General features: G+C 33.8%; 28 protein-coding genes. 22 read left to right on the top strand and 6 right to left on the bottom strand.

The features are described 5' to 3' along the window. The first annotated feature begins 4 nt into the window (after positions 1–4). Positions 5–793 carry an anti-sigma factor gene (locus BM246_RS17175; RefSeq protein ID WP_042499793.1) on the top strand — a complete coding sequence of 263 codons (789 nt, stop codon included), beginning with the start codon at positions 5–7 and terminating at the stop codon, positions 791–793. Between the two features lie 128 nt (positions 794–921). Here BM246_RS17175 and aqpZ read toward each other — a convergent pair whose 3' ends face one another. Beyond that, the gene (gene aqpZ / locus BM246_RS17170; protein ID WP_042499795.1) at positions 922–1,608 is read right to left on the bottom strand and encodes an aquaporin Z; all 687 of its coding nucleotides are present in this window, start codon (positions 1,606–1,608) and stop codon (positions 922–924) included. Positions 1,609–1,830: 222 nt separating this feature from the next. Between aqpZ and BM246_RS17165 the strand changes: the two genes are divergently transcribed. Genes BM246_RS17165 through BM246_RS17140 form a run of 6 tightly spaced genes read left to right on the top strand, consistent with a single transcriptional unit; the run spans position 1,831 to position 7,904 of the window. Then, positions 1,831–2,034, top strand: coding sequence for a membrane or secreted protein (locus BM246_RS17165; RefSeq protein WP_042499798.1), 204 nt, complete (start codon positions 1,831–1,833; stop codon positions 2,032–2,034). A gap of 6 nt (positions 2,035–2,040) precedes the next feature. Further along, entirely contained in the window at positions 2,041–3,153 is a 1,113-nt protein-coding gene (locus tag BM246_RS17160) for a glycosyltransferase (RefSeq protein ID WP_162857690.1), read from the top strand. Next, the gene (locus BM246_RS17155) at positions 3,144–3,689 is read left to right on the top strand and encodes an RNA polymerase sigma factor (protein WP_042505718.1); all 546 of its coding nucleotides are present in this window, start codon (positions 3,144–3,146) and stop codon (positions 3,687–3,689) included. Before BM246_RS17160 ends, BM246_RS17155 begins: the two co-directional genes overlap by 10 nt. 55 nt (positions 3,690–3,744) lie before the next feature. After that, complete coding sequence (gene lipA / locus BM246_RS17150) at positions 3,745–4,623, top strand: lipoyl synthase (RefSeq protein ID WP_042505717.1); 879 nt, start codon at positions 3,745–3,747, stop codon at positions 4,621–4,623. A gap of 2 nt (positions 4,624–4,625) precedes the next feature. Then, a complete protein-coding gene (gene gap / locus BM246_RS17145) occupies positions 4,626–5,639 on the top strand; it encodes a type I glyceraldehyde-3-phosphate dehydrogenase (RefSeq protein WP_074939655.1) in 1,014 nt (337 codons plus the stop codon). Positions 5,640–5,669: 30 nt separating this feature from the next. Next, positions 5,670–7,904 (top strand): ATP-binding response regulator, encoded by a 2,235-nt coding sequence (locus BM246_RS17140; RefSeq protein WP_074939654.1) that lies wholly within the window; start codon positions 5,670–5,672, stop codon positions 7,902–7,904. Here the strand turns inward: BM246_RS17140 and lpxK are convergent. Continuing rightward, entirely contained in the window at positions 7,901–8,905 is a 1,005-nt protein-coding gene (gene lpxK / locus BM246_RS17135) for a tetraacyldisaccharide 4'-kinase (RefSeq protein ID WP_042505715.1), read from the bottom strand. The genes BM246_RS17140 and lpxK overlap by 4 nt on opposite strands. Positions 8,906–8,952: 47 nt before the next feature. Here lpxK and BM246_RS17130 point away from each other — a divergent pair, with 47 nt between their 5' ends. The 8 genes from BM246_RS17130 to BM246_RS17095 all read left to right on the top strand — a co-directional run bounded on the left by BM246_RS17130 (position 8,953) and on the right by BM246_RS17095 (position 16,162). Beyond that, positions 8,953–10,047 (top strand): Nif3-like dinuclear metal center hexameric protein, encoded by a 1,095-nt coding sequence (locus tag BM246_RS17130; RefSeq protein ID WP_042499804.1) that lies wholly within the window; start codon positions 8,953–8,955, stop codon positions 10,045–10,047. Between the two features lie 3 nt (positions 10,048–10,050). Beyond that, a complete protein-coding gene (locus BM246_RS17125; protein WP_042499807.1) occupies positions 10,051–10,830 on the top strand; it encodes a zinc ribbon domain-containing protein in 780 nt (259 codons plus the stop codon). Between the two features lie 286 nt (positions 10,831–11,116). Further along, positions 11,117–11,776: a peptide-methionine (S)-S-oxide reductase MsrA gene (gene msrA, locus BM246_RS17120; protein ID WP_074939652.1), complete on the top strand. Its 660-nt coding sequence runs from the start codon at positions 11,117–11,119 to the stop codon at positions 11,774–11,776. Positions 11,777–11,821: 45 nt separating this feature from the next. Beyond that, positions 11,822–12,622: a DUF6503 family protein gene (locus tag BM246_RS17115; RefSeq protein WP_042499812.1), complete on the top strand. Its 801-nt coding sequence runs from the start codon at positions 11,822–11,824 to the stop codon at positions 12,620–12,622. Positions 12,623–12,686: 64 nt separating this feature from the next. Next, complete coding sequence (locus BM246_RS17110) at positions 12,687–13,250, top strand: TetR/AcrR family transcriptional regulator (RefSeq protein ID WP_042505714.1); 564 nt, start codon at positions 12,687–12,689, stop codon at positions 13,248–13,250. 63 nt (positions 13,251–13,313) lie between these two features. Then, positions 13,314–14,060, top strand: a complete 747-nt coding sequence (locus BM246_RS17105) for an SDR family NAD(P)-dependent oxidoreductase (RefSeq protein ID WP_042505713.1) — start codon at positions 13,314–13,316, stop codon at positions 14,058–14,060. Between the two features lie 116 nt (positions 14,061–14,176). Beyond that, positions 14,177–15,151 carry an alpha/beta fold hydrolase gene (locus tag BM246_RS17100; RefSeq protein WP_083415849.1) on the top strand — a complete coding sequence of 325 codons (975 nt, stop codon included), beginning with the start codon at positions 14,177–14,179 and terminating at the stop codon, positions 15,149–15,151. A gap of 48 nt (positions 15,152–15,199) precedes the next feature. Beyond that, positions 15,200–16,162 carry an alpha/beta fold hydrolase gene (locus tag BM246_RS17095; RefSeq protein ID WP_074939650.1) on the top strand — a complete coding sequence of 321 codons (963 nt, stop codon included), beginning with the start codon at positions 15,200–15,202 and terminating at the stop codon, positions 16,160–16,162. 13 nt (positions 16,163–16,175) lie between these two features. Here the strand turns inward: BM246_RS17095 and BM246_RS17090 are convergent, their stop codons facing one another. Next, positions 16,176–16,976, bottom strand: coding sequence for a class I SAM-dependent methyltransferase (locus tag BM246_RS17090; protein ID WP_042505710.1), 801 nt, complete (start codon positions 16,974–16,976; stop codon positions 16,176–16,178). A gap of 31 nt (positions 16,977–17,007) precedes the next feature. Between BM246_RS17090 and BM246_RS17085 the strand changes: the two genes are divergently transcribed. Beyond that, entirely contained in the window at positions 17,008–17,670 is a 663-nt protein-coding gene (locus tag BM246_RS17085; RefSeq protein ID WP_074939648.1) for a hypothetical protein, read from the top strand. Between the two features lie 11 nt (positions 17,671–17,681). Here BM246_RS17085 and BM246_RS17080 read toward each other — a convergent pair whose 3' ends face one another. Then, on the bottom strand, positions 17,682–19,058 hold the full coding sequence (locus BM246_RS17080; RefSeq protein ID WP_052415449.1) for a sensor histidine kinase: 1,377 nt from the start codon (positions 19,056–19,058) through the stop codon (positions 17,682–17,684). A 128-nt stretch (positions 19,059–19,186) separates the two neighbouring features. On the opposite strand from BM246_RS17080, the gene kynU reads away from it, so the two are divergent. From kynU to BM246_RS17050, 6 genes are all read left to right on the top strand, one after another. Then, complete coding sequence (gene kynU / locus BM246_RS17075; RefSeq protein ID WP_074939645.1) at positions 19,187–20,458, top strand: kynureninase; 1,272 nt, start codon at positions 19,187–19,189, stop codon at positions 20,456–20,458. Beyond that, positions 20,451–21,839 (top strand): FAD-dependent oxidoreductase, encoded by a 1,389-nt coding sequence (locus tag BM246_RS17070; protein ID WP_074939642.1) that lies wholly within the window; start codon positions 20,451–20,453, stop codon positions 21,837–21,839. Before kynU ends, BM246_RS17070 begins: the two co-directional genes overlap by 8 nt. A 100-nt stretch (positions 21,840–21,939) precedes the next feature. Continuing rightward, positions 21,940–22,473 (top strand): 3-hydroxyanthranilate 3,4-dioxygenase, encoded by a 534-nt coding sequence (locus BM246_RS17065; protein ID WP_042499819.1) that lies wholly within the window; start codon positions 21,940–21,942, stop codon positions 22,471–22,473. 87 nt (positions 22,474–22,560) lie between these two features. Next, the gene (locus BM246_RS17060; protein ID WP_074939640.1) at positions 22,561–23,643 is read left to right on the top strand and encodes an amidohydrolase family protein; all 1,083 of its coding nucleotides are present in this window, start codon (positions 22,561–22,563) and stop codon (positions 23,641–23,643) included. Between the two features lie 90 nt (positions 23,644–23,733). After that, on the top strand, positions 23,734–24,375 hold the full coding sequence (locus BM246_RS17055; protein ID WP_074939638.1) for an O-methyltransferase: 642 nt from the start codon (positions 23,734–23,736) through the stop codon (positions 24,373–24,375). Between the two features lie 50 nt (positions 24,376–24,425). Further along, positions 24,426–24,854, top strand: a complete 429-nt coding sequence (locus BM246_RS17050) for a DUF4268 domain-containing protein (protein WP_074939635.1) — start codon at positions 24,426–24,428, stop codon at positions 24,852–24,854. A gap of 8 nt (positions 24,855–24,862) precedes the next feature. On the opposite strand, the gene BM246_RS17045 is transcribed toward BM246_RS17050, so the two are convergent. Beyond that, positions 24,863–25,354 (bottom strand): GNAT family N-acetyltransferase, encoded by a 492-nt coding sequence (locus BM246_RS17045; protein WP_074939632.1) that lies wholly within the window; start codon positions 25,352–25,354, stop codon positions 24,863–24,865. Continuing rightward, entirely contained in the window at positions 25,351–25,977 is a 627-nt protein-coding gene (gene trhA / locus BM246_RS17040; RefSeq protein ID WP_042505706.1) for a PAQR family membrane homeostasis protein TrhA, read from the bottom strand. The genes BM246_RS17045 and trhA overlap by 4 nt, the downstream gene beginning before the upstream one ends.

The following is a 25,977-nucleotide window of genomic DNA, read 5'->3' as shown; positions in this document are numbered from 1 at the left end:
CGTCATGAATGAAAAAATAACTAATTTTTTAAATTCTGGCCTATTAGAAAAATATCTAATTGGTGACACGACTTCTGTGGAAACAGAAAAAGTGGAATCTTTTATTTCAAAATACCCAGATGTGCAGAATGCCTACAACAGTTTACAACATAATTTAGAAATTGTTGTAAAAACAAATGCTGTAGAAGCGCCTAAATTTATTTTAGATAATATCTTAGACGAACTAGATGAGAAACCGGTAGTGAAATTAAACGCGAAAAAGAAATATAAAGCATGGTACAAATACACCATTGCAGCTAGTCTTATAGCTTTTATTTTTGCAGGAACCTCTTACTCGTTTTACAACCAAAACCTAAAACTTTCTAAAGAAAATCAGGTAGTTGTAGACGAAATATTTGACTTAAGAAGCGATATTGAGAAAAACAATATGATGCTCGATAACGTAATGAGGCAACTTTTAAAACTTAACAATCCCGAAACCGAAAAGTATATCATTTCTGGTAACGAGCGTGCTAAAGATTTAAAAACAGTAGCCTATATTAACCCTAAAGAAAAAACATCGATGATTGATGTGGTATCTTTACCAGAGCTACCCGAAGAACAATGCTACCAAATATGGGCCGACTTGCAAGGAGAAATGGTGAGCCTGGGTATTTTGAACGAAACAGATCGTAAATTAATGAATTTACCTTATGCGGAAAACGCATTAGCTTTAAATATAACTATAGAACCGAAAGGTGGTAACACCGTAGCTTCTGTTGAAAACTCTGTTGCAGAAATCACTTTACATTAAGTACTTTTTTAGCAACACGTAAACTAAACTAAATTTAAAAGCCTCATTTATTTATAAATGAGGCTTTCTTGCTATTAATAAAACGTCTTATACAATTTTACACAAATTGCTAATCGGGCTTATTCTTTTTATTCTTTCTCGAACAATGCTCTATGTATTATTCCTGCAACAATAGCACCCGCAATTGGAGCTACCCAAAATAACCAAAGTTGCCCAGTAAATTCTGGTCCAGCAAATAAAGCTTGACTAGTAGATCTCGCGGGATTAACAGATGTATTTGTAATAGGAATGCTTATTAAATGAATTAAGGTTAAACCTAAACCAATAGCTATTGGAGCAAAACCTTTAGGAACTCTATAGTTTGTGCTCCCTAAAATAATTAAAAGAAAAAACATGGTTAATAGAAACTCGGTAACTAAAGCAGCTGTTACAGAATAACCGCCAGGCGATAAATCACCATAACCGTTAGCAGCAAAACCACCAATTGTTTCAAAATCTGCTTTATTACTTACTATTAAGTACAACGCACCAGCAGCAGTAACCGCTCCAATTAATTGAGATACCACATAGCCAATTAAATTCTTGGCTTCAAACTTTCCGCCAGCCCATAAACCTATAGACACTGCCGGATTAAAATGTCCGCCAGAAATATGCCCTACAGCATAAGCCATTGTTAACACGGTTAAACCAAAGGCCAAAGCAACACCAGCAAACCCAATTCCTAACTCAGGGAAAGCGGCTGCAAAAACGGCACTACCGCAACCTCCAAAAACAAGCCAAAATGTTCCAAAAAACTCCGCAAATAATTTATTCATAATTAATAATTTTTACTTGTTAGCAATACTTAACACACTGTGTGCTTTCATTTTAGACACTATTTTTTCCAATAGGTCACAATTCATCAATTATGAGTTCCTTTTTTAAAGGTTAAAATCATATCTTTGTAACCTATTATTTTTCAAGGTTGAAAGTGTCGTGTTTCTGTAATTTTATGAAACTAATTTCGACTTATTTAAAAATTAAAATCTCATTTTATTATGAAACTTTTACTTATAACTGTTGCATTGTTAGGACTTGGTATTGCTGGAATTGCCATTAAATTATGGGCAAAAAAAGACGGTAAATTTGCTGGAACATGTGCCAGTCAAAATCCAATGCTTAATAAAGACGGTGAAGCTTGTGGTTTTTGTGGAAAAACGCCAGATCAATATGCCGATTGTAGCGAACCTCAACATTCTTAAAATTTAATGGTTATACTTGATACGTTACTCTACGCATTTATTGCTGTAGTCTTTATTCAAGTGGTTTATTATCTTTTTATTTTTGGAAATTTTGCTTTTCTGAAAATAAAAAAACCATCTTCTAAAAAACTTCCGGTTTCTGTTATTGTTTGTGCGAAAAACGAAGCTGAAAATTTAAAAGCATTTATACCCTCAATAATCAATCAAGATTATCCTGAATTCGAAATTGTTTTAATTAACGATGGTTCTCATGATGACACCTTAAATGTTATTGAAGAGTTTGCAAAAACAAACGATAACATAAAAATTGTTAACGTTAAAAACATTGAAGCTTTTTGGGGCAATAAAAAATATGCTTTAACATTAGGTATAAAAGCCTCTAAACACGATTATCTATTATTTACTGACGCTGATTGCCAACCTGTTTCTAAATATTGGATAAAGGATATGAGTGCTCATTTCAGCAATAAAAAGTCTATTGTTTTGGGGTATGGTGGATATTCAAAAGTAAAATATTCATTTTTAAATAAACTTATCCGTTTTGAAACGGTAATGACGGCTGTTCAATATTTTTCTTTAGCGAAAATAGGCATGCCATATATGGGTGTTGGTCGAAATCTAGCCTACGCCAAAACAGAGTTTTTTAACGCTAACGGCTTTATTCAGCACATAAAAGTACGTTCGGGCGATGATGATTTGTTTATAAATCAAGTAGCAAATTCAAAAAACACAGCAATTAGCTTTTCTCCTAATAGTTTTACCTCTTCAATACCTAAATCGAGTTTTAAAGCTTGGTACAAACAGAAAAGGCGTCACGTTTCCACAGCACAATTGTACAAACCTAAACACAAAATATTATTAGGCTTATTCTATCTTTCCAACGTTTTATTTTGGTTGCTTGCTATAGCACTTTTAAGCACGATGTACAACTGGCCTATTGCTCTTGGCTTATTTTTACTTCGAATAATTATTCAATATATAGTTATCGGCTTTTCATCGAAAAAACTTAAAGAAACCGATGTTTTACTTCTACTTCCTTTACTAGAAGTTACACTTATTATTTCTCAATTCGCTATATTTATAAACAACTTAATCTCAAAACCTAATTTTTGGAAATAAACGAAGCCATAAAACGAGCAAAGTCTAACGACCAAAAAGCCTTTAATTTCTTATTAAATTTATACTGGGATGATGTTTATGGTTTTCAATTAAAACGCATTCAAAATGAAAATGATGCTGAAGATGTTACCATCCAAACCTTTTCTCGGGCTTTTGATAAAATTGAAACTTTCGATGAGAAATACACCTTCAAAACTTGGTTGATTACCATTTCTAAAAATTTGCATATTGATTTACTTCGGAAGGAAAAAAACTCCATTACACAAGTTATTACTAATACCGATAAAAAAGCATTTCAAGTTTTAGACGAGTCGCCTTCGCCGGAAGATATTTTAATTACCGAGCAGCACCTAGCCAAGCTACTGCGCGACATAAAAAAACTAAAACCCCATTATCAAGAAATAATAAACCTACGCTATTTTCAAGAGCTTAGCTATAAAGAAATCTCAAAACAATTAAACGAACCTATGAATAATGTAAAAGTTAAACTTTTACGTGCAAAAAAACTACTTGCAGAAATTATTCAAGATAAGTAAACAAGGGTACTTTTTATAGAATACTTTGTATCTTTGCTTTCTACATTTTAAAGATATGAATAGCGAAACAATTTCAAATATACTCCCAGAACGTCAAGCTAAACCAAAATGGCTTCGTGTAAAGCTTCCAACCGGAAAAAAATACACAGAATTACGTGGTTTAGTAGATAAATATAGTCTAAACACTATTTGCACCTCGGGAAGTTGCCCGAATATGGGCGAATGTTGGGGAGAAGGTACTGCTACGTTTATGATTTTAGGTAATGTTTGCACGCGTTCTTGCGGCTTTTGCGGTGTTAAAACCGGGCGCCCAGAAACTGTAGATTGGGATGAACCTGAAAAAGTATCACGTTCTATCAAGATCATGAAGATTAAACATGCCGTTTTAACGAGTGTTGATCGTGATGACTTAAAAGACATGGGAAGCATTATGTGGAGCGAAACCGTAAAGGCCGTTCGTAGAATGAATCCTGAAACAACCTTAGAAACTTTAATACCAGATTTTCAAGGTATAGAGCAACATATTGATAGAATTATTGATGTAGCTCCAGAAGTTGTATCGCACAATATAGAAACAGTGAGACGCTTAACCCGCGAAGTACGTATACAAGCTAAATACGACCGTAGTATGGGGGTTTTAAAATATTTAAAACAACAAGGACAACGTAGAACAAAATCTGGTATTATGCTTGGTTTGGGGGAAACTCGCGAAGAAGTTATTGAAACTCTTCACGACCTTAAAGCGAATGATGTTGATGTGGTTACTATTGGGCAATATTTACAACCAAGTAAAAAACACCTACCTGTAAAACAGTTTATAAACCCAGATCAATTTAAAGAATACGAAGAAATTGGGCTAGAATTAGGTTTCCGTCATGTTGAAAGTAGCGCACTTGTAAGATCTTCTTACAAAGCTCAAAAACATATCAACTAAGCATGATTCACGTTGCAATTAATGGCTTTGGAAGAATAGGACGCCGTGTTTTTAGATTACTTCAAGATCATCAAAATATAAAAGTTGTTGCTATAAACGATTTGGCCGACACAAAAACACTGAGTCATCTACTAAAATACGATAGTGTTCATGGTAGGTTTAACGGTGAGGTTTCTTCAGATGAAAATCATATTATTGTTAACAACGAAAAGGTCACTCTCTTAAATGAGAATCACCCAAAACTTATTGATTGGGCGCCTTTTAAGGTTGATTATGTAATTGAATCTACAGGGAAATTTAAAACAATTCCGGAGTTAGAATTTCATTTAAAAAACGGAGCAAACCACGTAATACTAAGTGTGCCTCCTATTGAAGATGATATAAAAACTATAGTACTAGGTGTTAATGGCGATAGTATTGATGGTACCGAAACTATAATATCCAACGCGTCTTGCACAACAAATAATGCGGCGCCAATGATCGATATTATAAATAAACTTTGTGGTATTAATCAGGCTTACATAACTACGGTTCACTCCTACACTACCGACCAAAGCTTACACGACCAGCCACATAGAGATTTACGTAGATCTCGAGCTGCGAGCCAATCTATTGTACCAACAACAACGGGAGCAGCAAAGGCTTTAACCAAAATTTTCCCAGAGTTAGCTAATGTTATCGGTGGTTGCGGTATTCGCGTACCAGTTATAAACGGTTCTTTAACCGATATTACATTTAATGTAAAACGCACCGTTTCTATAGAAGAAATTAATAATGCTTTTAAAGAAGCCGCCAACACCAACTATAAAGGTGTTTTAGAATATACGGAAGATCCGATAGTGTCTATAGATATTGTTGGTAACACACATTCTTGCATCTTCGATTCGCAAATGACTTCGGTTATTGGCAACATGGTCAAAATTATTGGTTGGTATGATAATGAAACGGGATATTCCTCAAGAATAATAGACTTAATATGCAATTTATCAGTAAAAAGATGTACTTTGTCGAAGTAAAAATTTATATTTGTTGGTAACCATATATTTATGTTCAAAATAAAACCCTCTTTAATCGCTCTAATGGTGCTGTTTAGTGTTTTAGGTTGGTCTCAACAGACCATGGAGAACGACCCTGAACTTATTCAAAACAACATAGATCACTATATAAAACAAGCACAGTCTGCATTAGAAACTCATAATACTTATGATGCTCTAAAGAGTTTAGATGACGCTTTGGTTTTGGCCGAAAAAACGGAGGATCAACAAAGTAAAGGTCTTATATATTCTTTCAAAGGCCGTTTAGAACTTATTCTAGAACAACCAGACAAAGCCATAATCTCTCTTAATAAAGCGATAGAAATACAGCGCATGACGAAAGACGATGTCAATTTGGCGCGATCTTTTAAAATTTTAGGTGAAGTTTTTCTTAATAAGAAAGACTATACTCAGGCTCTAGACTATTTTATTTCATCAAAAAATCTTTTTCAACAAACTCTACAAGAGCGTAAACTTGCGCAAACTTTACTTCTAGAAGGTAAAACATACATGCTTCTAGAAAACTATAATAAGGCAAGAACAACACTTGAGCAAGCCTTAGTTTTATCTAGAAAAAACGACCTTTTAAGTACAGAGAGTGAAACTTTAATAAACCAAGCTATTGTTTACAACAAATTAAACGATTATAAACATGGTTTAGAAGCTAGTACAGAAGGCTTAAAAATAGCAAAAGCCAATAATTTTATAAACAACAAAAACTTAGCATACAAAGTACTTAGTGATATCTCTTATGCTACCAGAGATTTTAAAACATCACGAGATTATTTAGTTTTACATACAGAATTATCAGACTCAATTCGTGGTTTTAAAAACAACTTAGCAAAACAACAAATAAACCAACCTTTACTCAGTAACATGAGTGAAGAGCTAGAAACGGTTAACAAAAAGCTAGCAAAAAAAGAAGCCGAAAGTAGTATTAACACCTTAATATCAATATTGAGTGTTGCTCTAATTACAATTCTTTCGTTACTAACATTATCACTTTATAAAAACAATAATATTCGTTTAAAAACGAATAATATGCTTCATAAAAAAAACGGAGAACTTATTCTTGCTAAAGAAAAAGCAGAACTAGCTTCCAAAACTAAAGCTAACTTTTTATCTACAGTAACTCACGAGCTACGTACACCGCTTTATGCTGTAACAGGCTTAAGCAATATGCTACTAGAAGAAAACCCAAAGCCAGAACAAGTACAGCATTTAAAATCGCTTAAATTTTCGGGCGACTACCTATTAACATTTATAAACGACATTCTTCAAATTAACAAAATTGAAGCGAATAAAGTAGATCTAGAACCAGAACCATTCAACCTAAATAAAAAGATAAACAATATTGTATTGGCTCTAAAAAATTCTGCCGAAGACAATAATGTTAATATACATTTTGAATACGATAAAGATTTACCAGAAAACTTTATTGCCGATCAACTAAAAATATCTCAAATCCTTATTAACCTTGTTGGTAACTCTATTAAATTCACAAAAGATGGAGATATCTGGATTCGTGTTTACAAAATAGATCAAGTCGATAAAATTTACACATTACGTTTCGAAATTGAAGATAACGGTATTGGAATTACTCAAGAGAAACAAGACCATATGTTTGAAAGTTTCTCTCAAGGGTCCATACAAATTAACAGAAAATACGGTGGTACAGGCTTAGGACTATCGATTGTAAAAGGCTTAATTGAAATTTTAAAAGGGCAAATTTACCTTAAAAGTGAATTAGGAAAAGGGACTACCTTTTACTTTGAAATTCCAATTGAATTTGGCGCCATAAAAGAAGCTGCAGAAACAAAAGCAGATTATTTTGAAGGAAATAAAGACGAACTAGATCTAAAAAGTGTGAAAATATTAGTAGTTGAAGACAACAAAATCAACCAAATGATTACCAAAAAAATCTTGACTAAAATGGATCTTCAGTGTGAAATCACCGATAATGGTGAAGATGCTGTAGAGAAAATTAAAGCCAACGATTACAACATTATTTTAATGGATATCCACATGCCAGGCATTAGTGGTATTGAGGCGACCAAGCGTATAAGAATGTTTGATAAAGACTTAACTATTTTCGCGCTTACAGCGGTTACTATTGAAGATAAAATGCATGAGTTTGATGAGGCTGGCTTTACCGATATTATTCCAAAACCATTTAAGCAAGATGAGTTTGAAAAGAAACTTTACAATGCTTTAGCCGCTAAAAAAGATATATCACCAACGGCTTAAGCAGTTAAATACGCTTTGATAGTATCTCTAAATTCTGGTTCCTTATCGACAGCAATAGCTATAGGCAAATAGAATAACTTATCTTTTAAAACCTCGTAATCTTTAAGACGCATAAAATCTTTTTCGGTAGTTACTATCAATTCTTTTTTACTCAATTCTGCAATATCAGCCGGTGAAAAATTATGATGATCGTTAAAATTTAAATGGTCGAATTTTAACTTTTTGGTTTCCAAAAAATCAGTTAAAGGCTTAGAATTCGCAATTCCTGTAACTAAACAAAATGAAGTTAAATCCTCAACTTTCATTGTTTTTTCAGCAGACAATAACGTTTCCGCGTAAGCGATATTACTAAAAAACACATGTTGATTCTCATCAGCATTAATACGTTTTAAAACCAAAGTTTTATCTGTTTCGTTTAAATTATCAGGGCATTTTGTTACAACAATAATATTCGCTCTGTTAGCTCCTGACCTTGGTTCACGAAGGTTTCCTGTAGGCAAAACATAATCTTTAAAATATGGATTTGCATAAGTGGTTAGTAAAATATTGAAACCAGCCTCTACTTTACGGTGTTGATACGCGTCATCTAATAAAATAACTTCGGGCGCATTTGGTAAATTCATTAATTGTTCAATACCATTTTGTCTATCGGCATCTACAGCAACTAAAACATCTTCCTTAAATTTATTATAAAATTGAAAAGGTTCATCACCAATCGTTTCTGCGGAACCGTTTTTATCACCTAATTGAAACCCCTTAGTTTTACGCTTATAACCACGACTTAAAGTCGCTACTTTATATTCATTTTTAAGCACTGTAATTAAATGCTCAATCATGGGGGTTTTTCCTGTTCCACCAACACTTAGATTACCAACACAAATTACAGGCGTGCTATAAGATTTAGATTTTTTAATACCCAAATCGAATAATTTATTCCGTAACCAAGTTGCCAAATAATAAAAAGGCATAATAGGAAACAATATGTATCTCAAAATTTTCATCACCACGAAAGTAATTATTTTATCTTTGATGTAAAATTTATTTCAATATGATCATTCAAGACGTTATAAATCAATTAGAGCACTTGGCACCTTTAGCTTATGCCGAAGATTTTGACAACGTAGGCCTTTTGGTTGGAGATAAAAACTCGAAACTTACAGGCGTTTTAGTTACACTAGACACGCTAGAAGCCGTTGTAGACGAAGCCATAGAGCAAAACTGCAACCTTATTGTAAGCTTCCATCCTATTATTTTTAAAGGTCTAAAAAAAATAACAGGTAAAAATTATGTAGAGCGCGTGGTTTTAAAAGCCATAAAAAATGATATTGCCATTTATAGTATGCACACAGCGCTCGATAATGCGCAACAAGGTGTAAACCACATTATTTGCGAGCAATTACAACTTAAAAATCAACACATTTTAATACCACAAAGTAAGACTATAAAAAAACTTAGCACTTACGTACCTAAAAATGAAGCCAACAAACTCCGTGATGCTTTATTTGCTGTAGGTGCAGGTGCCATTGGTAATTACAACCATTGTAGTTTTAACGTAGAAGGCTATGGCACTTTTAATGGTAACGAAAACGCTAACCCAACTATTGGCGAAAAGGGCAAAACGCACACCGAAGACGAAACAAAGATTACGGTAACTTTTGCTAAACATTTAGAATCTAAAATAATAGACACCCTATTTAAAACACACTCTTACGAAGAGGTTGCTTACGAAATAACAACTTTAGAGAATAAAAATCAAAATATTGGCATGGGTATGGTTGGCGAATTAGCCGAAGCCATGGACGAAACCGATTTTTTACAACATTTAAAAATAAAAATGAATACAGGAGCCATTCGTCACTCCTCATTTTTAAACAAAAAAATTAAAAAAGTAGCCGTTTTAGGAGGTTCGGGAAGCTTTGCTATTAATAACGCTAAAGCAGCAGGCGCTGATGCCTTTGTAACCGCAGATTTAAAATATCACGACTTTTTTATGGCCGAAAACAGTATTCTTTTGGCCGATATAGGGCATTATGAAAGTGAGCAGTACACAAAAAACCTTTTAGTAGCGTATCTTACAAAAAAAATCACTAATTTTGCCATCATTTTATCAAAGACAAATACCAATCCTGTTAAGTATTTTTAAAGTATGGCTAAAAAGAAAGAAGTAACTGTTGAAGACCGCTTAAGAGCTTTATACGATTTACAACTCATAGATTCTCGTATAGACGAGATTAGAAATGTTCGTGGAGAACTTCCTTTAGAAGTTCGTGATTTAGAAGATGAAGTTGCCGGATTAAATATAAGATTAGAAAAACTTGTTGCAAGTTTAGAAGTTATAGACAACGACATCACTGGAAAGAAAAATTTAATGGAAGAAGCAAAATCTTTGATTAAAAAGTACAGCGAACAACAAAAAAACGTTAGAAATAATCGTGAATTCAACTCTTTAACAAAAGAAGTTGAGTTTCAAGAATTAGAAATTGAATTGGCAGAAAAGCACATTAGAGAATTTAAGGTGCAAATCGAGCAAAAGAAACAAGTCATTTCTGAAACTAAAGAGCGTTTAAAAGAACGTCAAAACCACTTAAAGCACAAGAAAAATGAGCTTGATGCTATTTTAAGTGAAACAGAAAAAGAAGAACAAGCTTTGTTCCAAAAATCTGAAGATTACAAAACACAAATCGAAGAGCGCTTGGTTGCTGCTTATAACCGTATTCGCAAAAATGTGAAAAACGGTTTAGCTGTAGTGCCAATTGAAAGAGGTGCATCTGGAGGATCGTTTTTTACAATTCCACCACAAGTACAAGTAGAAATTGCTTCTCGTAAAAAAGTAATTACCGATGAACACAGTGGTCGTATCTTAGTAGATGCTGCACTTGCAGAAGAGCAAAAAGCTAAAATGGAAAAATTGTTTTCTAAACTTTAATCCATTTACAACACATAAAAAAAGCCTTTAGTTAATCTAGAGGCTTTTTTTTATGCCTATATTTTTGGCAATCCCTTCGGGCCTAGCTTTCTGCTAAAGTTTTGTCTCGATGCGCGCCTCGTCAAAAGCGACCGCTGCAATCCCTATTTCGGGCCACTTTGTAAAAAAGTGCGTAACCTGCACGCTATAAACATATTTAAAATACATCTAGCAAAATAATTTTACATAATTCCCTTTAAGTTTTTATAACTTTATACGTCTAAAGCCATAGAACAAAACATATCTCATGAAACATATTATTCCAATCTTAGCAATTACATTATTTTTTAGTTGCCAAAATACAGCACAAAACAAAAAAGAACAACTAGACGTTCAAACTGCAGACCCCATAGAAGTGCCAATAAAAAATGGAAAAGCGCGCGCCTACTTTGCTAGCGGATGCTTTTGGTGTGTAGAAGCCATTTACGAAAGCGTAAAAGGTGTAGACGAGTCTATTTCTGGCTATTCTGGCGGCCACACAACAAAGCCAACCTATGCAGCAAGTAACACCGGCAAAACAGGTCATGCTGAAGCCGTAGAAATTATTTACGATCCAGAGGTAGTAAGCTTCGAAACTCTAGTAGATGTTTATTTTGCATCGCAAAACGTAACTCAAGTAAACGGACAAGGAAACGATCGTGGTTCTCAATACCGCTCTATCCTTTTTTATCAAAATGAAGCACAGAAAGAAATTATCTTAAAAAAGAAAGCAGCTCTTGCCGAAAAGCTGAATGTAAAAATTGCAGCCGAAGTTTATCCATTCCAAAAATTTTGGATCGCCGAAGATTATCATCAAAATTACGAGCGTTTACACCCAGACCATCCTTACATTCAAAATGTATCGGTACCAAGATTAAATAGATTTAAAGCTAAATTCCCGAAGGAATTATTGAAAGCCTCACATTAAATGATTTCCTTAAACCGAATACTTAGTAAAACTCAAAACTATAAAATGACAATATATAAGTATCTTTTAGCATTAGCATGCAGTATAACGCTTTTTGCTTGTAATAATAAGAAAAAAGAAGTGGTAACACCTTCTACTCAAGAAAACGCGACAACACCTGTAAAACCCGTTTCAAAGGCAGAAGTTATTTTGAACCAAGCCATAGAAGCTCATGGTGGTGACTTATACAATTCAGCTAATTACAGCTTTGTTTTTAGAGACAACACCTATAATTTTAAAAATGATAACCAAAATTACAAGTACACCAAAATTTCAAAAAAGAACAACAGCATAACTATCGATGTTCTTAAAAATGGTAAACTTTATAGAACCGTTAATGGAGATACCGTAAACCTAAACGAAAAACAAATTAAAGGAGCAACTGGTGGTATAAATTCTGTTATTTACTTTGCCACATTACCGCATAAGCTAAATGATGCCTCTGTAAATAAAACGTACATAGGCGACATAACGATTAAAGAAAAAAACTATGCTGTTTTGGGCATAACATTTAATCAAGAAGGTGGTGGAGACGATTTTGATGACGAATATCGTTATTGGATAAATACTGAAACTAAAAAAATAGACTACTTAGCTTATAACTATTCTGTAAATAAAGGAGGCGTTCGTTTTAGAGCTTCTTACAACAAACGGGGTGTAGATGGTATTATTTTTCAAGACTACACAAACTACGAAGCCGAAGTAGGTACGCCATTAGACCTGCTTCCAGAACTTTTTGAAACTGGAAAACTAAAGGAATTATCTAAAATTAAAACAGAGAATATTATTAATTTATCGACTAAATAATATTTTAAAATCAAAAAACAGACAGACTTGTCTGTTTTTTGATTTTTTTATCTACCTTTGCACTATGAAACATTCTGAAGTAAAAAATAGAATCATTGAAACGGCTTCGTTCTTATTTTATAAGAACGGCTATAATTCCACGGGAATCAATGAAATTATTTCAGAAGCAGGTATTGCAAAAGCAACGCTTTACAATCATTTTAAATCTAAGGAAGAAATTTGCCTGGCTTATCTTAAATTTAAAAACTCAAGTTTTATACAAGATGTAGAAGATTTCACAACATCTAAACCAAAAGGTAAAGCTCAAGTTCTAGCTATTTTCGATTTTCTCGAACTCTTTTTTAGAGATAAAGATTTCAACGGTTGTTGGTGTATTAAAACCGTTTCTGAAATTCCGAAAGACAACGAAATTATAAGAGCCGAAATTCAATTGCAAAAACATAGTTTTATTGATCTTATATCAAAACTTATTACAAATAATTTAGAAAATGTAAAAGAAGCGCAAGTTAAATCTCTTGCTAGACAAATATACTTACTCTACGAAGGTGCTGTTGGCGAAAGCCATTTACACCAAGAAGATTGGCCAATAAAAGAAACAAAACAATTGTGTTCGCAGATCATATCTTAAAAAAATTTGCACAAACAAAGACAGACTTGTCTGTTCAATTTTAAACTTTAAAAAATAAATAACATGAAAGAATTCGAAAACAAAGTAGCCTTAGTAATTGGCGGAACAAGTGGTATTGGTAACGCAACAGCAAACAGCTTATTAGAAGGCGGTGCAACTGTACATATTGTCGGTAGAAATATTGACAAAGTAGCGGATACTCCAAACTTAGTTAAACATGCCGTAAACATTTCTAAAACAGAAGAAGTAGATGCATTAGTATCTAAAATTTCAGAGTTAGAAAACTTAGATTTTCTAGTAAATGCCTCTGGTATTTTTGGTCCAAAACCATTTTTAGACCATACTATGGAAGATTACAACTCTTATTTAGATTTAAATAGAGGGTTCTTTTTCATCACTCAAAGTGCTGCTAAAAAGATGAAAGCTACTCAAGGCGGATCTATTGTAAACGTAGGTTCTATGTGGGCAAAGCAAGCCGTAAAAGCAACACCGTCTACAGCATATTCAATGCAAAAAGCAGGTTTACATTCTTTAACACAACATTTAGCAATGGAATTAGCAGAAGATAACATTCGTGTTAATGCCGTATCTCCTGCCTTAGTAAACACACCTGTGTATCATGGTGTTTTTGGAGGAGAACAAGCTGCAGCTGAAGCATTGGTTGGTTTTAACGGCTTTCACCCTATTGGTCGTTTTGGAGAATCTCAAGATGTAGCAAACAGCATTGTATTCTTACTTTCAGACAAAGCATCATGGGTTACAGGTGCCATTTGGGATACCGATGGTGGCGTTATGGCTGGTAGAAACTAAAAACATATCATGATAAAAGCCATAGTAAACAAAATACTACGGCTTTTTATTTCATTTTAATTTAAACCCATTTGATTAATAGCATTAAAATGGAATAAACACTTACATAATACATTATGAAAAATATAATTTACGCAATATCCATCCTACTCCTTTTTGCTTCTTGTAAAGACAACACCTCAGCACAAACCAACAGAGTAGAAACAAAAACAGAAACCTCCATTCAGCATGAAAATGTAGCCTACAAATCCATCGAAGTCAACGGGATAAATATAGCCTACCGAGAAGCTGGAAACCCTGAAAACCCAAGTATTGTTTTACTACATGGTTTTCCCGCATCATCACATCAATACAGAAAAGTATTAAATCAGTTATCAAATGAGTATCACCTCATCGCTCCTGATTATCCTGGTTTTGGTAATAGTGATTTTCCAGATTCAAAAACATTCGAATACACTTTTGATAACCTAGCGACAACCATAAACGCTTTTCTTGAAAAAAAGAATATTAACAATTACGCTATAATGATTCAGGATTATGGTGCCCCAATTGGTTTCAGGCTTGCCACTGCAAACCCAGAAAGAATTACAGCCATAATTAATCAAAATGGAAATGCTTACGAGGCAGGTTTAGGAGATGCTTGGCAAGGTATTAGAGCGCTTTGGAAAGACAGAAACGAAACTACCGAAACAGCATTATTACCAGCCTTTTCTTTAGAAGGATTAAAATGGCAATACACACACGGCGTTAGAAATATAGAAACCGTAAATCCAGATAACTGGAATTTAGATTACTTAAGACTTTCTAGACCGGATGCTCATGCTGTAAATTTAGATTTATTTTACGATTACCAAAACAATGTAAAATTATACCCAAAATGGCAACAATATTTAAGAGACAATCAACCGCCTTTATTAATTGTTTGGGGTAAAAATGATGCCTTTTTTCCTGAAAGTGGTGCAGCAGCCTTTAAAAAGGATGTTACAAATATTGATTACAACATTTACGATACGGGGCATTTTGCTTTGGAAGAAGATGGCGATGCTATTATTAAAAAAATGAGGAGCTTTATGCGCAAGCATACAAAATAAATACGTCTAATCTCTCAATCAGCAATTTTCAACCTGAAAACAAAAACAATGAAACACTTAATAATTATTTCAATTTTAAGCCTGTCATTATTTGGATGTAACAGTATTAAAGAAGATAACAACTTCTTTTTACCTCCCGCAACCACATACAACTATGCCGAGATTGATAGTGTAAAATTGTTTTACAGAGCTGCTGGTGATAAGAAGAATCCAGTTATAGTTTTACTTCATGGTTATCCATCGTCTTCACATTCCTATAGAAATTTAATTCCTATGCTATCAACGCACTACTATGTTATTGCGCCAGATAATTTAGGCTCGGGTTATAGCGCTCACCTAGACCCGAAAACAACTAAATATACCTTTGATTTATTAGCCAATTATACTCAGAAACTTTTAGAAACACTCCACATTGAAAACTATGTGATGTATATGCAAGATTTTGGAGCTCCTATAGGTTATAGAATGATGATGGAAAACCCTAACCGTATTGATGCTTTAATTGTGCAAAACGCAAATGCTTATCTTGATGGTCTAACCGAAAAAAGGCAACACTTTTTTAGAACAGCTCAATCCGACACCTCTAAAACACAATATGATTTTTTATACAGCCTAACCGGAAAAGATGCCGTGATTAACAAGCAGTATTTATTTGATTTGGATGAAACAAATATGAATATACAAAGCCCAGATGCATGGACACACGATTTGGCTTTTCTAAATTCAAAAAAAGATAGAGACATACAGGTACAACTATTTCAGGATTACAACACCAATTTATTGAGCTATCCACAATGGCAAAACATGTTAAATAAAAATCACCCCAAAACACTAATTGTATGGGGTAAAAAAGATTTAAAATTTAATGCAAATGGAGCTGAAGCTTACTTAAAAGATTTGCCAAACGCAGAGCTTCACCTTTTGGATGCAGGCCATTTTGCTGCTGAAGAAAAAACACGAGAAATAGCCGAGTTAATCTTGAAATTTTTAGATAAACATGATATAAAATAAAAAAGCTACTTTCCTAAACCTTAGTCGCTTTTAAAGTGAAAATTAAAGGATATAATTTATCCTGGGTTACAAACATACCGTTATCGGCTTCAGTCAAATTCGGCAATACATTGTAAGGGCTCTCATTATGTTCGGTTAAACACTCAATATGTAATCCGGCTTCGGTAAGTGCAGAAATCACTTCACCTAAACCATGATTCCAACCATATTCTTTACTCGTTATTGCCGATTCTTGGTCAGCGTATGTACCTTCATACTCTTCATAAATCACCTCATCTTGCATATAGCCATAAGTCATTATTGGTTTTTCATTTAAATAATCAAACATCCAAACTATGGGGTGAAACTCCGCCATAAAAAAAGTCCCACCTTGTTTCAGGCGTTCGGCTATCATTCTTCCCCAAGGTTTTAAATCGGGTAACCACCCAATAACGCCATAACTTGTAAATACAATATCGAACTCTTCTTTTATATACTGAGACGTTTCCAAGACATTGCAACATACAAACTGAGCATCTAACTCTAATTCTTCACTTAAAGATTTTGCAAGTTTTATACCCTCATCACTTAAATCTACACCAGTACATTTAGCACCTAGCCTACTCCAACTTAAAGTATCTTGTCCAAAATGACATTGTAAATGGAGAAGAGATTTTCCTTTTACATCTCCCAAAGCATCCAACTCGTAAGACATTAAAGAAGACCTTCCTTTTTTAAAAGCTTCCATATTATACATATCACTTTCGGCATGTACTTTTACTTTCTGATTCCAAGTAGCCTTATTCGTTTTAAAATATTTAGTATTATTTGTCATCTTCAAAGTATCTTTACAAAAAATCTAAATTATGAAAAACTTCATCTACATAACTCTAATAACACTATTAATTACATCTTGTAAAGACAATACCAAATCTATTCCTGAAGTGAAACCATTAACCATTGCTGAAAAAATAGCCAATGCCCACGGTTATGAAAACTGGAAAAATGTTAATGAAATTGCTTTTACTTTTAACGTAGATAAAGATAGTACACACTTTGAAAGACGCTGGGTTTGGAAACCTAAAACTAACGATATCACATCTATTACAAGCACAGATACTATTAGTTACAACCGCTCTGCATTAGATTCTATTAGCTTAAAAGTAGACCCAGGTTTTATTAACGATAAATTCTGGTTGCTTATACCATTTCAATTAGTTTGGGATTCTGGAACAACCATTTCCACGCCAGTTAAAACAGAAGCTCCAATAAGTAAAACGGCTTTAAATAAAATAACGTTAACCTATTCTAACGATGGCGGCTACACACCCGGCGATGCTTACGATATTTTTTATGATGATCACTTTTTAATTAAAGAATGGATTTTTAGAAAAGCCAATCAAAAAGAACCATCGATGATGACTACTTTCGAAAACTATAAAGACATTAACGGGTTAAAACTTGCTGCAGATCACAAAAAACCAAATGGTAATTGGAATTTAAATTTCACTAATATTTCTATAAAATAAAAAGAACAATTTTAGGCTAAGTTCACCTTCATTGTAAACAAAAACGAGGTGCCTACATCAACTTCGCTTTTTAAAGATATGCTACCACCAAGCATTTCTATATAGGCTTTTGCTATAGTTAAACCCACACCAGAACCATGTAGGGCATTAACATTTTCAACATCTACTTGATAAAAGGTATCGAAAATATTCTCGAAATTATCCTCATGGATCCCAATACCTGTATCTTTTAAATTAAATGCTATAAGGCTCTCGTCTTGGCGCTCGCATGTTAATTCAACTATACCCTCATCTGTATATTTTATAGCATTTTTTATAAGATATTTTAAAACAGAAGTTACCTTATCGCTATCCGAACTTATGTAAGCATCTTGTATAGCAATAGAATTATTTAAAATAAACACGATACCTTTTTCTTCTGCTTCTGGTAAAAATGCATTGTAAATGGTATTTATATTATCGTTGATATTAAACATTTTAATATTTGTAATCATTAAACCAGATTCTATAATAGAAATATTAATAATATCCGTCATAATATCCAATAACTGCTCACCACTATCCTCGATAACCTCTATGTATTCCTGGTAATCTGGATCATCTTCATTGTATTCCCTCAAAAACTGTGCACAGCCTAAGATACCGTACATCGGTGTTCTAATTTCATGACTCATATTAGCTAAAAACGCCGATTTTAATTTATCCGATTTCTCAACCCTGTTTTTTGCTTCTACCACATTATTATGCTTTTTAAACAACTCATTTTGTAATTCATTTTCTTTTAATAAAGCAGTATGTAATTGGTTTATTAAAAATGAAACAGAAAGAACTAAAAGCAGGTTAAATAATAAATTATTCAACGTAATAATAGCTAAGAGTTGAAACTCATACTGTTCAAAAATGGGGAGATAAAAAAGATTAAAACATGAACCCAATAATAAAACCCCATAAAAAATCGCGATAATTAAAATAGAAAACAGTCCATGTTTTTTACCATTAAAAAGCGTGATTAAAATAGATAATGCAAATATTAGCACGCTCCCATTCCCCTCGAACCCAAGCACCACAAACATGACAATAGATAGGATAAAGAAATTAATTGAAAACAATATTTTCTTGGCATAAAAACTAAGTCCTCGATAAAACACCGTAAAGATTAACACCAAAACAGTACATGTATTTAGAACGGCAATTATATCTTCACCCCTAGCAATGGCGACATAAGTACTAGGTACATAAGAAAATAAACCTAAGACAAAAGTTAATAATAAAATAGAAATAAAAAGTTTATCTCTAAAATATGGCAACCCTTCTTTTTCTTCTCGTTCTGAAAATCTACTATACCGGACGTACCTTTGTACATAAGATTTCCAAATATCACCTAACATGGACACTTTTGTTTTATTCGTTAATTCAATAAAGTTAAACAATTCCTACAAAATGAATTAGATTTAAGTCAAGTTTTTATTTGATATAATTGTTTTATTTTTGCTAGGAACAGAAAATCCACAAACCTTTGTCTGAATTTAAAACAGGTCTAGAATTTGCAAAACAGCAGGACCAAAACGATATATTAAAATCGTATCGCGACGCATTCTACTTACCAAAAAACAAAAATGGGGAACCACTTATTTACATGACAGGGAATTCGCTTGGGCTACAACCAAAAGCGACAAAACAATATATTAACCAAGAACTAGAAGACTGGGCAAACTTAGGTGTAGAAGGTCATTTTGAAGCTAAAACACCTTGGTTACCATACCATGAGTTTTTAACTGAAAGTATGGCACATGTTGTTGGCGCAAAACCAATTGAGGTTATTGTAATGAATACGCTTACTGCCAACCTACATTTTATGATGGTTTCATTTTACAAACCAACAAAAAAACGCTATAAAATTTTAATTGAAAGTGATGCTTTTCCTTCAGATAAATATGCTGTAGAATCGCAATTACGTCACCACGGATATGATGATAAAGAAGGTGTTGTACTTTGGAAACCTAGAGAAGGCGAAGAACTTTTAAATTATGATGATTTAGAAGCTATTTTAGAAGCTCAAGGCGATGAAATTGCCCTAATTATGCTTGGTGGCATAAACTATTATACCGGTCAATTTTTCGATTTAAAACGTATTGCAACGTTAGGCCATAAATATGGTTGTAATGTTGGTTTCGATTGTGCTCACGGTGCAGGAAATGTTCAATTAAATTTACACGATTCTGGTGCCGATTTTGCTGTTTGGTGCACTTATAAATACTTAAACGCTGGTCCTGGTAGCTTGGCGGGCTGTTTTGTACACGAGCGCCATGCCCATAATAGAGAGTTAAATAGATTTACAGGCTGGTGGAGCCATAATAAAAAAACACGTTTTAATATGCGTGGTGAATTCGACCAACTTCCTGGAGCAGAAGGTTGGCAACTTAGTAACCCGCCTATTTTATCTATGGCAGCAATAAAAGCTTCTTTAGATATGTTTCAAGAAGTTGGTATAGAAAAACTCACAGCAAAATCTAAAAAACTAACTGGTTATTTCGAGTTTTTACTTAATGATTTAAGCGAAGATGCTATTAAAATCATTACACCAACAAACCCAGACGAGCGTGGTTGCCAGCTTTCTATTCAAGTTAAAAATGCAAACAAAACATTACATAACAAACTCACCGAAGCTGGTGTAATTAGCGATTGGCGCGAGCCCGATGTAATTCGCTGTGCACCTGTACCTCTATACAATTCTTTCGAAGATGTATACCAATTAGTTGAAAAATTAAAAACTATTTTAAATGAGTAAACAGCAAAACGTAATTATTATAGGCGCAGGACTTTGCGGAAGTTTACTTGCTTTACGCATGGGGCAGCGCGGATATCGCGTTTCGGTTTTCGAAATGCGTCCCGATTTACGAAAAGTAGACATTAGTGCAGGCCGCTCTATAAATTTAGCCTTTTCCGATCGTGGTAACAAAGCCATGAAACTTGTTGGTTTAGAAGATAAAGCGCAAGCCTTATCCATTCCCATGCATGGCCGTATGATTCATGATAAAGAAGGTAACACCTTTCAATCTAATTACAGCGGAAGAACTCACGAATACATTAACTCCATTTCTCGTGGCGATTTAAACAGCCTTCTTTTAAATGAAGCCGAACGACACGAAAATGTATATATATATTTCAATAAAAAATGTAAATCAGTAGATTTTGAAAACACTTCTGCCTTATTTAAAGATTACGAAACCAAACTCGATTTTACAGAAAACGCCGATATTATAATTGCTACCGATGGCGCAGGATCTGCTTTAAGAAAAAGTTATTTTTTAGGTAAAAAATTCCTATTTAGTTTTTCGCAAGATTACCTATCTCACGGCTATAAAGAATTAAGCATACTTCCAACAAAATCGGGCGATTACAAAACACACAAAAACGCATTGCATATTTGGCCTCGAGGCGATTTTATGCTTATTGCTTTACCTAATTTAGACGGAAGTTTTACCGTCACTTTATTTTTAAGTTACAGCGAAGGCGAATATAATTTTGATAATTTAACCACACCAGAACGAGTAGAAACCTTTTTCCACAAAGAATTCCCAGATGCTTTAGAGCTCATGCCGAATTTAACACAAGACTTTTTTGAAAATCCAACCGCCGCATTAGGCACCGTAAAATGTTCGCCATGGCATTACAAAGGCAATACGCTTTTAATGGGCGATGCAGCTCACGCTATTGTCCCTTTTTACGGCCAAGGCATGAACGCTGCTTTTGAAGATGTTGTAGAATTTGATGCTATTTTAGATGACCATGAAGGCGATTGGCAAACCGTTTTTGAACGTTACGAAAACCATCGTAAAAAAGACACTGATGCTATTGCAGATTTAGCACTCGATAACTTTTTAGAAATGCGCGATCATGTGGCACATCCTGTTTTTCAAGAAAAGCGTAAAATAGAAATGGCTTTAGAAAAAGAGTTTCCTACCAAATACTCTTCAAAATATAGCTTGGTCACTTTTAACGAAAACATAGGCTATCAAGAAGCTATGCTAAAAGGGCGTGCTCAAGATAAAGCCATTCTTAGTCTTTTAAAGAATCAAAGTATAACGCCATCAGAAAACTTAAATAGTATTCTAAAAAAGGTGCAACAAGAAACCGAAAACATCTTAAATCTAAATTCTGCTTTTTAGAATATTATAGTTCCAAAAACCAATTAATATTTAACATTTGGAATATATAGAATTCATTATAAATTGTAACTTTATAAAAACTTAATTCAAAATATAAAAAATGAGTAAACTAGTTTCTCCTTTAAATTTTAAAGCTTGGATTGAAGAAAACAGACATTTATTAAAACCACCCGTTGGTAACAAAGTGGTTTGGAAAGATGCCGATTTTATTGTTATGGTTGTTGGAGGTCCAAACAGCCGAAAAGATTATCATTACAATGAAACTCCAGAGTTTTTCTATCAAATTGAAGGCGATATTGTTTTAAAAATTATTGATAAAGGCACGCCTAAAGATGTACATATAAAAGAAGGTGATATTTATTTATTACCAGCAAAAGTGCCACATTCTCCGCAACGTGGAGCCAACACTGTTGGTTTAGTTATCGAGTACAAACGCCCAGAAGGTACTAAAGATGCTTTAGTTTGGTTTTGCGAAAACTGTGTAACCAAACTTTACGAAGAAGATTTTACACTAGAGAATATTGAAACCGATATGCCTAAAATTTTCGATAATTATTACAGCGATCAGCACAAACGCACCTGCCCAAATTGCAGTGAAGTTATGCAACCTCCTAAAAAGGTTAAAATTGAATAGCACTTTTTAAAACTTTAGATATTCCTGTTTGAAGTCGTATTTTCTAAACAACATAAAACTTTTTTCGCTTTCGCTGAAACAAAACACATGAAACGTAAACTTAGAATTAACGGACATTCCCACTTACTTCCCTATCCGGAAGAAATACCTGATTACATGCAAGAAAAAGGCATTTTTTGGGTGGATAAAGACCGGAAATTTATGCTTCAAAAAGATTGGAAACGCCCCGTAACCGACTCTAGTTTTTTCCTAGACGAAAAATTAGAATGGATGGAGCGCAACAAGCTAGATCATGCTGTGGTGTTAAATCTATCGCAACTTTATGGCAATGGTTTACGTGTTGAAGAAATGAAAAAAGCGTTACGTTTTCAAAATGATTTTAACGCACGTATTCAGCGAGAACACCCTAGTAAATTCACTTGTGGCTTTGTGGTGCATCCAGGTTTTATTCGTAGTGCCTGTTGGGAAATTGAACGTTGCGTAGAAACGCATGGCATGCAATTGCTTTGCTTACCAACGCACTACATGGATACCATTGGCACATGGCGTTGTATTTTTGATGAAGAAAACGAACCTATTTTCGAGTTGGCTAACAAATACAATTTAGCCGTTGAAATTCACCCTTACGATGGTGAAAAATTTATAAAATTAGAAAACACATCTTGGCGTTTTCATCTTATTTGGATGTTGGCACAATGTGGCGATGCATATCATTTTTTAACATTAAACGGTTATCAAGAAAAATACCCAAATATACGTACTTGCTTTGCTCATGGTGGGCAATTGGCACAAATTAATTTAGGGAGACGTATACAAGGTTTCGATGGTAGACCCGATTTATTTGAAGGCAAACACCACCCTAGAAAAGCCGTGGGGCATAAAAACATATTTTTTGATACTTTGGTGCACGATACTGGCGGTTTGGAATTACTTATTAGAAATCATGGTTCTAAACAAGTTATCATGGGGCTAGACGATCCGTATCCTTTGGGAGAAATGGAAAGTGATAAACAATCATCATACCCAGGGAAAATTTTAGATTTAGCCGTAGAACGCGACATTATTACCACTACAGAATACGACGATATTTGGGAGAACAACGTGGTGCAATGGCTTTGTGGTGATGATGATATTGCAAAACAAAAACTACTCAATCGAATTTTAGGATAACCAAAACCTGCTTTTAATTATCAGAAGACTAAAGATTGTAAAAAAGTAATACTTTTGTGTTTTATTCATTACGAAAAGAACAAATTCTAAATGCACTTTTTACCCGAAGAATTAGACGCCTATGTTGTAAACCATTCTGAAGACGAACCTTCATTATTACAGCAACTTACCCGCGAAACGTATCAGAAAATTTTACAGCCTATTATGCTCAGCGGTCCCTACCAAGGGCGCGTTTTAAGCATGATTTCTAAACTTAAAAACCCAAAAAACATTTTGGAACTCGGCACTTTTACAGGTTACGCCTCTTTATGTTTAGCTGAAGGTTTACAAAAAGATGGTGAGTTACACACTGTTGATGTGAATGAGGAACTATTTGATTTTCAACGTAAATATTTCGATAAATCGGAATACGGAAACCAAATTTTTCAGTATCTCGGTAATGCTATTGATATTATTCCAACGCTCGATAAAACTTTCGATTTAATTTTTATTGATGCCGATAAACCTAACTACGTCAATTATTTTCATTTAATTATTGAAAAGCTAAATCCCGGTGGTATCATTATTTCCGATAATGTGTTGTGGCATGGTAAAGTAATCGAGCCTCTAGACCCTAAAGATAAATCGACTAAAGCTGTTTTGGATTACAACACACTTTTAAAAGAAGACCCAAGAATAGAAACCGTTGTTTTACCTATTCGTGACGGTCTGACTGTGAGTAGAAAACGATAAAAATTAATAAGATTTTCGCTTTCGCGGAAATTAGAAAACATATATTTTAAATGTTTAGTAAAGAAGAATCAAGAAAAATGAGAGAAGAATTCTGGACCAGTTTCGGAAAATCTTTCCCACGAAAGTGGATTTTATACAACACAAAATTAAAAGGGTTAAGCTTTAAATTTCATTTTGATAACCGAAGTGCTTTAATCGCTTTAGATCTTGAAGACGATTTGGAACACCGCATTAATCATTGGGAAAAACTAGAGGCTTTAAAATCTATTTTGTTAGATGAATACTTGCCTGACGCCATTTACAACGAAGCTTATTTTTTAGATAATGAAAAAGAAATTTCGAGAATTTATGTTCCGTTAGAACAAAAAGTTTCTATCCACAACAAAAACACATGGCGCGATGTGATGGAGTTTTTTAATGTAAACATGAATTTATTTGAAGCTTTTTTCGAGGAATACAAAGATGTTATTGAAGGTTAACACTTCAACTAAAACAACTTTTCCATTTCGAAATCGTCCATAACAAAGCCGTTTCCAATATCGGTAACAGATGCTTTTACGTTTTTAAAGCCTAATTTTTCGTAGGCTGCAATAGATGCTGTATTATATTTATTCACCTTCAACCTTATGCCTAAAAGTTGTTGTTTTTTTGCCTCTTCATCTATAAAATTTAAAGCAACCCGACCAACACCTTTTCCTCTAGAAGTTTCTGCAACGTACAATTTACTTAAAAATAAAAAATCGCCTTCTGGCTTAATTGCCATATAACCAACAGGTGTTTCGTTATGGGTTAAACAGTAAAACTGCGCACCTAAACCCACCTGATCTTCAATCGCTTTCGCGGAATTAAATTTTGCTAGCATATACTCTACCTGCTCTAAACCGATAATATCAGGATAATGCTGATGCCAAATTTGGCTCGCTAAGGTTTCTACTAACTTAAAATCCTCTTGAGTTTTTGCACTTTTAACTGCTATCATATCACGTAATTAAAAATCATGAAAAAATGAAAAACGGCTCCCGACAGAACAAACAAATGCCAAATAACATGGTTGTATGGAATTTTTTGAATGGCATAAAAAATAATACCGATGGTGTAAGATAAACCGCCTGCAAACAAAAACAAAATTCCATCGCTTCCTATGCCTTCAGATAAAGATGTGAAATCGAAAACAATAAGCCAACCCATGACTAAATATAGTAAGGTTGAAAAGAGTTCAAACCTTCCTGTAAAGAAAATTTTTAAAACAACTCCAAAAAGAGCAATACCCCAAACAACCCAAAACATTGGCCACCCAAAACTTTGGTCGAGTGTAATTAAACAAACAGGTGTGTAAGTTCCGGCTATAAGTACGTAAATACTAATGTGATCTATAATCCGGAATATATGTTTTTGCTTCTCTTTTATAACAGAATGGTACAATGTTGATGCGGTAAATAAAACAATAATAGAAATGCCATAAACAATAACGCTAAACAAACTCCATGGCGTTTTGTGCGCATTATATTTTATCAATAAAATTAACGCTACAACACCTAAAACAGCACCAATACCATGGGTTAGAGCATTCAGTTTTTCTTCAAAAGGTGTTTGAATTCGCAT

Source organism: Algibacter lectus (genome assembly GCF_900112395.1).
Taxonomy (GTDB): domain Bacteria; phylum Bacteroidota; class Bacteroidia; order Flavobacteriales; family Flavobacteriaceae; genus Algibacter; species Algibacter lectus.
Note: the sequence above shows the minus strand (reverse complement) of the source record. Positions and strands in the feature narration are given on the sequence as shown.